This window comes from Streptosporangium sp. NPDC005286, from assembly GCF_040607515.1.
Classification (GTDB): Bacteria; Actinomycetota; Actinomycetes; order Streptosporangiales; family Streptosporangiaceae; genus Streptosporangium.
On the sequence record NZ_JBEXGU010000241.1, the window covers coordinates 1 to 10,397 of the forward strand.

At 72.1% G+C, this 10,397-nt stretch carries 9 protein-coding genes and 1 pseudogene; 2 read left to right on the top strand and 8 right to left on the bottom strand.

Features of this window, described 5'->3' with window-relative positions:
- Positions 1-79: 79 nt before the first annotated feature.
- The 6 genes from ABZU75_RS42720 to ABZU75_RS42745 form a co-directional block, all read right to left on the bottom strand.
- Complete coding sequence (locus tag ABZU75_RS42720) at positions 80-1,045, bottom strand: J domain-containing protein (protein WP_355567969.1); 966 nt, start codon at positions 1,043-1,045, stop codon at positions 80-82.
- Complete coding sequence (locus tag ABZU75_RS42725; protein ID WP_355567972.1) at positions 1,042-1,701, bottom strand: nucleotide exchange factor GrpE; 660 nt, start codon at positions 1,699-1,701, stop codon at positions 1,042-1,044. The genes ABZU75_RS42720 and ABZU75_RS42725 overlap by 4 nt, the downstream gene beginning before the upstream one ends.
- On the bottom strand, positions 1,694-3,601 hold the full coding sequence (gene dnaK / locus ABZU75_RS42730) for a molecular chaperone DnaK (RefSeq protein ID WP_355567975.1): 1,908 nt from the start codon (positions 3,599-3,601) through the stop codon (positions 1,694-1,696). Before dnaK ends, ABZU75_RS42725 begins: the two co-directional genes overlap by 8 nt.
- 152 nt (positions 3,602-3,753) lie before the next feature.
- Positions 3,754-4,236: a general stress protein gene (locus tag ABZU75_RS42735; RefSeq protein WP_355567978.1), complete on the bottom strand. Its 483-nt coding sequence runs from the start codon at positions 4,234-4,236 to the stop codon at positions 3,754-3,756.
- A gap of 171 nt (positions 4,237-4,407) precedes the next feature.
- A complete protein-coding gene (locus tag ABZU75_RS42740; RefSeq protein WP_355567981.1) occupies positions 4,408-5,049 on the bottom strand; it encodes a response regulator transcription factor in 642 nt (213 codons plus the stop codon).
- A 187-nt stretch (positions 5,050-5,236) separates the two neighbouring features.
- A complete protein-coding gene (locus ABZU75_RS42745) occupies positions 5,237-6,337 on the bottom strand; it encodes a histidine kinase (protein ID WP_355567984.1) in 1,101 nt (366 codons plus the stop codon).
- Positions 6,338-6,493: 156 nt separating this feature from the next.
- On the opposite strand from ABZU75_RS42745, the gene ABZU75_RS42750 reads away from it, so the two are divergent.
- Positions 6,494-7,180, top strand: coding sequence for an ATP-binding cassette domain-containing protein (locus ABZU75_RS42750; RefSeq protein ID WP_355567987.1), 687 nt, complete (start codon positions 6,494-6,496; stop codon positions 7,178-7,180).
- On the top strand, positions 7,177-7,908 hold the full coding sequence (locus ABZU75_RS42755) for an ABC transporter permease (protein ID WP_355567990.1): 732 nt from the start codon (positions 7,177-7,179) through the stop codon (positions 7,906-7,908). The genes ABZU75_RS42750 and ABZU75_RS42755 overlap by 4 nt, the downstream gene beginning before the upstream one ends.
- 54 nt (positions 7,909-7,962) lie before the next feature.
- Here the strand turns inward: ABZU75_RS42755 and menD are convergent, their stop codons facing one another.
- Positions 7,963-9,621, bottom strand: coding sequence for a 2-succinyl-5-enolpyruvyl-6-hydroxy-3-cyclohexene-1-carboxylic-acid synthase (gene menD, locus ABZU75_RS42760; protein ID WP_355567993.1), 1,659 nt, complete (start codon positions 9,619-9,621; stop codon positions 7,963-7,965).
- A 192-nt stretch (positions 9,622-9,813) separates the two neighbouring features.
- Positions 9,814-10,397, bottom strand: a pseudogene (locus tag ABZU75_RS42765) (HNH endonuclease); the annotation flags it as partial.

Sequence of the window (10,397 nt, forward strand, 5' to 3'; positions counted from 1 at the left end):
TCCGCGGGGGCGGGGGCCGGCCGGGGCCCGGCAGGCCGCGCCCCCGGGTGGGGCGGCCTGCGCTCCGGGAAGGGGTGGGTCATCGCTGTCTCCTCGGATCGAACGTGGAGACGGCGGCGAGCTGCTCGAACAGCCGCCGCTCCTCCTCCGACAGCCGGGCCGGAACCATGATCCGCACCTCGGCGTACAGATCACCCGCCTTGTTCCGGGGACTGGGCATCCCCCGGCCGCGCAGCCGCAGCCGCTTGCCGCTGGAGGTGCCCGCCGGCACCTTGACCTTGGCCTCGCCCGCGGGGGTGTCGACCGCGACGGAGGCGCCGAGCGCCGCCTCCCACGGGGTGACCTGGAGCAGGACGTGGATGTCTCGCCCCTCGACCCGGTACCGGGGGTGCGGCGCGATCCTGACGATCAGGTAGAGGTCGCCCGCGGGTGCCCCGTCGCCGCCCCTTCCACCCTGCCCGGCCAGCCTGATGCGCTGCCCGTCGGAGACGCCCGCGGGAATCTCGATCTGCAGCCTGCGCGAGCCGACGGTGATCGAGCGGCGGCCGCCCCGGTAGGCCTCCTCGACGGTCAGCTCGATCTCGGCCTCCTGGTCGGCGCCGGGGATCGGCCCCCAGCCTCCACCGGCCCTGCCTCCCCGCGCTCCCCGTCCGGAGAACAGCCCTTCGAGAAGGTCGTCGAGGTCGATCCCCTCCCCGAAGCCGGCCTGCTCTCCGGCCCTGCCCCAGCCGGCACGGCCCGCCCCCGCCCCCGCGCCGGCACGCGCACGGCGGCCTTGGGCGCGCGCCCACGTCTCGGGGTCCACGTCCTCGGGCACCTGGCGGAAGTTCGGCCCGAACGCGTCATAGCGGCGCCGGGTCGCGGGGTCGGACAGCACGCTGTAGGCCTCGGAGACCTCCTTGAAGCGGTCCTCGGCGGCCGGGTCCTTGTTGACGTCGGGGTGGTTGACCCGCGCCAGCTTGCGGTAGGCGCGCTGGATCTCCTCCTGGCTCGCGCCCCTCTGCACTCCGAGGATCTCGTAGAAGTCGCGGTCGGGGGGCATCATTCCCCCTTGGCCACCACGACCAGCGCGGGCCGTAGCTGTTGCTCGCCGTCCCCGTAGCCGGGCCGCACCACCTGCAGGACCGTGCCGTCGGGCACGCCCTCCTGCGGGAGCACGGCCACCGCCTCGTGCCTGGCCGGGTCGAACGTGGCGCCGGCGTCGTCGCGGCGTGGGTAGCCGAGGCGGGAGAGCACCTCCTGCGCCTGGTCCCTGATCGCCCGCATCCCGTCGACGATGGAGGCGGGGTCGGTCTCCGCGTGCTCCAGCGCGCGGTCCAGGTTGTCCAGCACGGGCAGCCACTCGGCGGCGGCCCGTGCCCGCTCCTCCTCCCGCATCCGCCCGGTGTCCCTGCTGACGCGCTTGCGCAGGTTGTCGAGGTCGGCGAGGGCGCGCCGCCAGCGGTCCTGCAGATCGGTCACCAGGGCCTGGAGCTCCTCGACCCGGGCCTGGAGATCGGCCGGGGCGGCCCCTGCCTCCCCGCGCGCCTCCTGGGCATGCTGCTCTTGACCATGCGCCTCCTTGCCGCGCGTCCCTCGCGCATGGGCCTTCCTACCGTGTTCCTCCTGGCCGCCGTGCCCGCCCTGGGCCCGCGGCTCCTGGCCACGCGGATCCGGCTCATGACCGGGGACGTGGCCGCCCTGCCCGGCTGCCTCACTCATCGGTCGTGAACTCCGCGTCGATGACGTCGTCGTCCCTGCCGCCACCCGCCTGGCCGCCCGGAGCCCCGGACGCGCCCTCCCCCGGGGCGCCCGGGCCGGAAGCACCGGAGGCCGACGCGCCGAGGCTGTGGTAGACCTGCTGGAGCTCGGCGGTGAGCGAGCGGACCCGGTCGAGCGGGGCCTCCTGCTTGATCGCCTCGCGGGCGTCGTTCACCAGCATCTCGCCCCGCGCCTTCTCATGGACGGGCACCGACTCACCCAGCTCGGCCAGGCGGTGCTCCACCTGGTAGGCGGCGCTGTCGAGCTCGTTGCGCGCGTCGATGACCTGCCGCATCCGCTGGTCCTCCTCGCGGTGCCGCTCGGCCTCGGCGACCATCCGCTCGACCTCGCCGGTGTCCAGGTTCGAGCTCTCACTGATCGTGATGCGCTGCTCGGCGCCGGTGTCCTTGTCCTTGGCGGAGACGTTCAGGATCCCGTTGGCGTCGATGTCGAAGGTCACATCGACCTGCGGCACGCCGCGCGGAGCGGGCCTGATGTTCTCCAGCCGGAACCGGCCGAGGGAACGGTTGTCGGCGGCGCGCTCGCGCTCGCCCTGCAGCACCGCGACGTCCACGGCGGTCTGGTTGTCCTCCGCGGTGCTGAACACCTCGGACCGGCGGGCCGGAATGGTGGTGTTGCGCTCGATGACCTTCGTCATGACCCCGCCGAGCGTCTCGATGCCGAGGGAGAGCGGCGTCACGTCCAGCAGCACGACGTCCTTCAGCTCGCCCTTGATGACGGCGGCCTGGACCGCCGCGCCCAGCGCCACGACCTCGTCGGGGTTGACCGTCATGTTCGGATCCTTGCCACCCGTCATGCGGCGTACCAGGGTCTGCACCGCGGGCATCCTGGTCGAGCCGCCCACCAGGATCACCTCGTCGATGTCGTCGGCGGTGAGCTTGGCGTCGGCCATGGCCTGCTGGATGGGGGGCTTGCACCGTTCGAGCAGGTCGGCGGTGATCTCCTCGAAGGTAGAGCGCCGCAGCGTGGCGTTCAGGTGTTTGGGGCCCGAGGCGTCCGCCGTGATGAAGGGCAGGCTGACCTGCGTCTGGCTGACCGCCGACAGCTCGACCTTGGCCTTCTCCGCGGCCTCGAAGAGCCGCTGCAGGGCCTGGGGATCCTGGCGCAGGTCGATGCCGTTGTCCCGCTGGAACTCGTCGGCGAGGTGGTCGACGATGCGCCGGTCGAAGTCGTCACCGCCCAGATGGGTGTCGCCCGCGGTCGCCCGTACCTCGACGACACCGTCGCCGATGGCGAGGATGCTGACGTCGAAGGTGCCGCCGCCCAGGTCGAAGACGAGCACGGTCTCGTTCTCCTTGCGGTCGAGGCCGTAGGCGAGAGCCGCCGCGGTCGGCTCGTTGACGATCCGCAGGACCTCCAGGCCGGCGATCTTCCCCGCGTCCTTGGTGGCCTGGCGCTGGGAGTCGTTGAAGTACGCGGGCACGGTGATGACCGCCTCGGTGATCTTCTCCCCCAGGAATTTCGAGGCGTCGTCCACCAGCTTGCGCAGCACGGCCGCGGCGATCTCCTCCGGCGCGTACAGCTTCTCGTGGATCTTGAAGCGGACGGCACCGTCCGGACCTGGGACGACGTCGAACGAGACGGCGTTCATCTCGCTGGTGACCTCGTCGTAGCGGCGGCCGATGAAGCGCTTGGCCGAGTAGATCGTTCCCTTGGGGTTCAGGATCGCCTGGCGGCGGGCAAGCTGCCCGACCAGGCGCTCACCGTTCTCGGTGAACGCCACGACCGACGGCGTCGTCCGCACCCCCTCGGCGTTGGGGATCACCGTGGGCTTGTCGCCCTCCATCGTGGCGATCACCGAGTTGGTGGTGCCGAGGTCGATTCCAACTGTTTTAGGCATGCTGATCTCCTGTGCGACATGACGGGAACGACACTCGCCGGACGGCATCGCCGCCCCGGTCCTCGGGCCTGATCACTTCACGCCCCGGTGAGGCCGGTGATCCAGGTGGCGGGCACGGCACGGCGGTGCGGGCCCTGCTCAGGGAGCGCCGATCAGATCTGCTGTGGCATCTGCGGGGGCATGCCCACGTTGAGCAGCCTGCGCGCCTCGGCCGCGTACGGGGTCTCGACCAGCACCTCGTAGCGGTCGGCGACGATCGAGCTCGACGAAAGAAAATCACGCTTGCCCCCGGTGAGCGCGTGGCCGATCAGCCCGAAGATCGCGCCGGCCACGGCACCCCAGATCAGGCCCCACAGGACCAGGACGAAGGGGAAGCGGCCCGGAGTGAAGATCGCGAAGAACAGGCCGATCAGCAGGCCGAACCAGGCACCGGCACCGGCTCCCATCCACGCGGCGCGAAGGTAGGTCAGCCGCCCGAGCACCCTCTCGACGAGCCGGAGTCCGACTCCGACGATCAGGGTGTGCTCGACCGGGAACTTCTGGTCGGAGAGCTGGTCCACGGCACGCTGGGCCTCGGCGTAGGTGCCGAAACCCGCCACCGCCTCATGGGCCTTCAAGGTGACATCCGATGGCATGGCACTTCCCTTCAACGGGTACCCGCGAAGTGGATCCTTACCCGCTCACCGTGCCTCTGGGGACGGTGCCCCCACATCCCCAGATCTGACAGTCATCTCCTTCGTACCCCGCCCCGCCACCCTGTTGGCCACCCCGCCTCACCGTCGTCTCCGACCCCCGCGCCGTTGCGGTCAGTCAGGTCCCAGACCGTGCCGGAAGGCATACGTCACGGCCTGGGCGCGGTCGCGCAGTCCCGCCTTGGCGAAGAGGTTGTTGATGTGGGTCTTGACCGTCGCCTCGGAGACGAACAGCTCTCCGGCGATCTCCGCGTTCGAGCGGCCCGCCGCTATCAGTCGCAGCACCTCGCTCTCCCGGCGGGTGAGCCCGTCGGGCAGGTCCGGCGCGCGGCGGTTCACGGTCACCGCCTCGGCCAGCCGCCGCTGGATACCGGGGTCGAACTGGGCCTGCCCCTCGACCACGGTCGCGATGGCCGAGGCCAGGGACTCGGCGTCGGTGTCCTTGGTCAGATAGCCCCGCGCCCCGGCGCCCAGCGCGGCGAAGACCGACTCGTCGTCGGAGTACGTCGTCAGGACCACCACATGGACCTCCGGGTGAGCCTCCCTGATCCTGCGGGTCGCCTCCACCCCGTCCATGCGGGGCATCCGCAGGTCCATCAGGACCACGTCGGGCCTGAGCTCGCCGACGAGCCGGACCGCCTCCCCGCCGTCGGCCGCCGCGCCGGCGACCTCGATGCCGGGCAGCAGCCCCAGCAGCAGCACCAGCCCCTCGCGCACCACCGTCTGGTCGTCGGCCACCAGCACCCGCACGGTCACCTCGGCACCCCCGCGTCCCTCGAACCCGCTCGCGCTCCCCGGCACCTCTCCCGCCGGGGCGGGACCGGATCGCGGTCGCGCGCCGCCTCCCCCGCATCCGCCCCGGCACCGGCACCGGCACCGGCACCGGCGTGAGTCGTCCACGGCGCGGTGCCCGCCCCCGCGGCGGCGCCGCGCCGTGGGCGACTCACGCCGGGACCCGCAAGAGGACCCTGAAGCCCTCCGTACCCGGCCTCGCGGCCAGCGACCCGCCGATCAGCTCGGCCCGCTCGCGCATCCCCACCAGCCCGTATCCTCCTCCCAACGGCGCCAGCCGGCCCGGCCGGCCACCGGTGTCGCACACCTCCAGCTCACACCAGCCCTCGACGCGGCGCAGCGCCACCGAGACCGCGGCGCCCGGCGCGTGCTTGCGCACGTTCGTCAACGCCTCCTGAGCGGTCCTGGCCACCGCCAGCCGGGCTCCGGCCTTCAACGAGTCGAGGTTCCCGGTGACCGAGACCGTGCAGGACGCCCCGGTCACCGACCGGAACTCCACAGCCAGCCGCTCCAGCCGCTCGGCCAGCGGCAGTTCCTCGCCACGCAGCGCGTCGAGCGCCCGGCGGGTCTCCTCCAGCCCGGTCCGCGCCAGCCGCACCGCCCGCTCGACCCGGTCGAGCGCCGCCGCCGGATCGTCGCCCCGCTCCAGCAGCAGCCGCGCCCCCTCCAGATGGACGATCTGCGCCGACTGCGAGTGAGCCAGGATGTCGTGGACCTCCCTGGCCAGCCGCGCCCGCTCAGCGAGCACGGCCTCGCCCGCCCGCGCCTCGGCGAGTGCCGCTCCGTGCTCCCTGATCGTCTTCACATGTCGCAGCAGGAAGACGAAGACCGCGGAGTAGGCGAGCCCGGCGGTGTTACCCCAGACGGACCCGGAAGGGATGCCCAGGGCGAAGGAGAGCGCCGTCACGCCGACGAGGTCGGCCGTGACCAGCGTCGCCCCCGGCCAGAAACGAGTCTTGAACGGTGCGACGAAGACGACGACGTACAGGAATCCCATCCCGCTGTAGAGGCTGATCGCGTGCAGGGCGAGCCCCCCGGCCAGGGTGAGGGCGAGCAGCGAGACGTTGCGCCGGAGGTCTTCACCGCACAGCGCCCACAGGCAACAGCCCACGGTGAGGGCGCCGATCGGGATCACCGCGAACAGCCCGGGCGGTCCCACCTCGACGGCGGCGGACACCGGGCCGAAGAGCAGGTATCCCACCAGCAGGACGGCGAGAAGCCTGCGCACGGGCGGGCTGCGGAGGATGGCCACGACGACAAGCTACCGGTGCCCGCCGGAAAGGGACCATGGACCTCAGGGTGGAGATGCCTCCACCCGACCGCACGACGGTCCCCTCCCGGGTGGAGGTTGCCGGCTCCACCTCCGGAACCATGCGCCAACACCTGCCGGCAGGTCATCGTCGAGGCCATGTCAGCAATCAGCGTCACTCGTCTCGGGAAGTCGTTCGGCGAGGTACGCGCCGTGGACGATCTGTCCTTCACCGTGGAGCGAGGAACGCTCACGGCCTTTCTCGGCCCCAACGGAGCGGGCAAGACCACCACCCTGCGCATGATCCTCGGCCTGGTCGCGCCCACCGGCGGCACCGCCACGATCGGCGGCACGGCCTACCGTGACCTGGACCGGCCCGTCGCCACGGTCGGCGCGGTACTGGAGTCGACGGCCTTCCACCCCGGGCTGAGCGCCCGCGCGCACCTGGAGGCGCTCCGCCTCGCCGCGGGACTGGATCCCGCGTGCGTGGCGCACGCGCTGGAGCAGGTCGACCTCACCGCCGCGGCCGACCGCAGGGTGCGGGGCTTCTCCCTGGGCATGCGCCAGCGGCTCGCCCTGGCCTCCGCCCTGCTGGGAGACCCGGAGATCCTCATCCTCGACGAGCCCGCCAATGGCCTGGACCCGGCGGGCATGCGCTGGCTGCGGGGCTTCCTGCGGGCCTACACCCACCAGGGCCGCACGGTCCTGGTCTCCACACACGTGCTCGCCGAGATCCGGCAGATCGCCGACCACGTGATCATCCTCACTGCGGGCCGCCTCGCCTGGCAGGGCCCGCTGACCCCGCAGACCGACCTGGAGGAGCTGTACGTGAAGGTGACCGGATGAGCCGCCTGATCCGCGCCGAACTGTTCAAGGCCCGCGCGAGCCGCGTCACCTGGATCCTCGCCGCCCTGGCGCCCCCGCTGTGCGTGCTCTGGGCGGGGCTGATGGTCGCACTGGCGGGGTCGGGTGGCGCGACGGCGCCGCAGATCGAAAACGTCTACAACATGGCCCAGCAGTCCTATGTCTTCGCCCTGATCCTCGGTGTCCTGGGCATGGCCGGGGAGAACCGCCACCAGACGATCACCTGGCAGTTCCTGGTCACCCCTCGGCGGGAGCGGGTGGTGGGGGCGAAGCTGGCCGCGTACGGGATCGTCGGGCTGCTCGTCGGCGCCGTGTCGGCGCTGGTCACGCTGGCGGCGGGCCTGGTCATGCTCGGCCTGGCCGGTCATCCCGTGTGGACCCCCCGGGTGCCGGTGGTACTGCTCGGCTCGGTGCTCAGCGTCGTCCTGTACGGCCTGCTCGGAGTGGGCCTCGGAGCTCTGGTCCGCAACCAGGTCGCGGCGGTGGCGGTGGCGCTGGTCTGGTTCATGTACGCCGACTACCTGCTCACCATGCTCCTGCCCGGCCTGGGCCGGTGGCTGCCGACCGGGGCGGCCCGCGCCCTGGGCGGCATGAACATGCAGGGCGGTGAGCTGCTGCCCGCCTGGGGGGGCGGGCTGCTGTTCGCCGGCTATGTCGTGGTGCTCGTGCTCGCCGCCCGCGCGCTGACGCTCCGCCGCGACATCACCTGACCTCGCCGCACACCGACACCGACACCGACACGGGCACCGGCGCGGGGGCGGGCGTCACGACATGACATCGCGGACGGCGGCGTGGGCCGCGTCACGCATCATGCCGTGCAGCGTCGCGTTGGACTCCCGCTCCGTCCGCACCTCGACGATGCGCAGCCCCTCACCGCGCAGCGCCTTCACCAGCTGGCCCGGCTCGTTCACGAAGGTGTACGGCGTGCCGGTGGCGGCTGCCACGTAGCCCAGGTCCACCCCGTGCGCGGTGCCGAAGATCCGCTCGAAGGGGGCGCGGAGCGTGGCCTGGGGAAGCAGCGAGAAGATCCCGCCGCCGTCGTTGTTCACCACGACCAGACAGAGGTCGGGACGGGGCTCGCGAGGGCTGAGGAGCAGCCCGTTCTGGTCGTGCAGGAAGGTCAGATCGCCCATCAGGGCGTAGGAGGGACCGTTGTGGGCGAGGGCCGCGCCCATCGCGGCCGACACCACGCCGTCGATTCCCGCCGCTCCCCGGTTGGCCAGGATCCGCAGTCCCCGCCGGGAGCGCATCGCCTGGTCGAGGTCGCGGATCGGCATGGAGGAGCCGGAGAACAGCAGGGACCCGTTGGGCAGCGCGTCCACCAGGTCGCGGGCCAGGCGTGGCTCGCTGAGCCCGGTCCCGTCCAGCACGTCGTCGATCGCGGTCCTGGCCGCCGTCTCGGCGCGGCGCCAGGAGTGCAGCCACGTGTCGTCGCCCGCCGGGATCGGGATCTCCACCACCTGGGCGGCCTGGGTGGCCGAGCGGGTCGGGTCGGGCCAGCGGGTCATGTCGGCGGCGACCACGATGTGCTCGTCCGCGTGCCTCAGCCAGTTGAGCAGCGGCCGTGACAGCCCGGGACGGCCCAAGGTGACCACCACGTCCGGCCGGTGCCGGTCGGCGAACTCCGGGGTGCCGAGGAGGAAGTGGTAGGTGGACATCGCGTGGTCGCCGTAGCGGGCGCCGCCGTTGGGCTCCGACAGGACAGGCCACCCGGCCATGCCCGCCGCCGCCACGTATCGGCGCACGTTGGTCGCGCCGTCGCCGACGACGAGCACGCCCCGCCGGGTCGGCGGCAGGTGCAGCGCCACCGACGGGGAGCCCACCCTGGCACGGATCCACGGCCCTGGCGCGTCGCTCTCCAGGGACTCGCACCAGGAGAGGTCGCCGTCGGGGATCAGTGGTTCCCGGAAGGCCACGTTGAGGTGGACCGGGCCCGGGTCGTACGGGCCCAGCGCGCGCTGGTAGGCGCGGCAGGCCAGCGACCGCCAGTAGGCGACCTGCCCCGGCCGTTCCTCGGGCACGCCGACCTCGCTGAACCAGCGGACGGCCGTGCCGTACAGCTTGATCTGGTCGACGGTCTGGCTCGCGCCGGTGTCGCGCAGCTCGGGCGGGCGGTCGGCGGTGAGCACCAGCAGCGGCACCCCCGATTCGTGCGCCTCGATGACGGCCGGATGGAAGTTGGCCGCCGCGGTGCCGGAGGTGCAGATCAGGACGACCGGCCGCTCGCTGCGGCGGGCCAGCCCCACCGCGAGGAAGGAGGCCGAGCGCTCGTCCACCCGCACGTGCAGCCGGATGCGGCTGTCGGCGTGCACGGCCAGGGCGAGCGGCGCCGAGCGCGACCCCGGCGCGAGCACCACGTCCGTGACACCGCAGCGGGCGAGCTCGTCGACCAGCACGGTCGCGAGCGCGGTCGCGGGATTCACCAGAACCTCCCGGGGATGCTCCGACCTTCAGGATTCCGTTGCCCAATTCGTTTTCGATCTTCGCGACCTGCGTGCCCGGCACCGGACAACGACGCTAGACGTCGACCGGCGGCAATTAAGCGACGGAGTCCTTCAGGTCGGGGAGGAGTCGGGAGCGGGAGGGCCGTCAAGGCCCGAGTGTGCCCTGATCGGTCAGTCATTTCGATCGGTTTCTTTTTGAGTTGTGTAGCCGTAGCCGTCCGCGCGCTGAAGATGACGGATATGGCGGTGGTTGATCCCGGTGATGCGACCGTGCCGGGTGGTGATGTCGAACGAGCCAGAAGAGCGGACCAGGACTCGCCCGGCGTGAACTCCGGCCTTCTTGCCTGCCGGGACGTTTGCCCGGACCAGGTCGCCGGTTTGGAAGCCGTGGTGCAGTTTGCTCCGTGGCCGGGCGAGACGGGGGAACCCGTATCGGTCGGGGGTGGTGCGGGCGTAGGTGCCGCGCCCGGTCGCCGTGACCACCAGGATCGTGGACGGCCAGGCGGTCACGCTCTCCAGTTCGCCGACGTGCACCGCGTCCAACGTGTGCGACTTGGCGGCGCCGGTGCGAGAGCGGTTCCACTTCGTACGGCCGCCCGAGGCGGTGTGAACGGGCAGGCCGGTCGCCTCCAGTGCCCGCCACAGCGCCCACCGGGTGGCGTTGACGGCGGCGGCGTCGCGCAGCGGGGCCTTCGCCTGCTTGAGGATCTTCGTCAGGAGGGCGGGTCTGCCTTTGAGGAATTCCTCGATCGGGG

Bases quoted from the DNA above. Each gene is read 5' to 3' on its own strand.
- ABZU75_RS42755 (WP_355567990.1), top strand. From the start codon at position 7,177: ATGAGCCGCCTGATCCGCGCCGAACTGTTCAAGGCCCGCGCGAGCCGC.
- ABZU75_RS42725 (WP_355567972.1), bottom strand. From the start codon at position 1,701: ATGAGTGAGGCAGCCGGGCAGGGCGGCCACGTCCCCGGTCATGAGCCG.
- ABZU75_RS42750 (WP_355567987.1), top strand. From the start codon at position 6,494: ATGTCAGCAATCAGCGTCACTCGTCTCGGGAAGTCGTTCGGCGAGGTA.
- dnaK (WP_355567975.1), bottom strand. From the start codon at position 3,601: ATGCCTAAAACAGTTGGAATCGACCTCGGCACCACCAACTCGGTGATC.
- ABZU75_RS42735 (WP_355567978.1), bottom strand. From the start codon at position 4,236: ATGCCATCGGATGTCACCTTGAAGGCCCATGAGGCGGTGGCGGGTTTC.
- ABZU75_RS42720 (WP_355567969.1), bottom strand. From the start codon at position 1,045: ATGATGCCCCCCGACCGCGACTTCTACGAGATCCTCGGAGTGCAGAGG.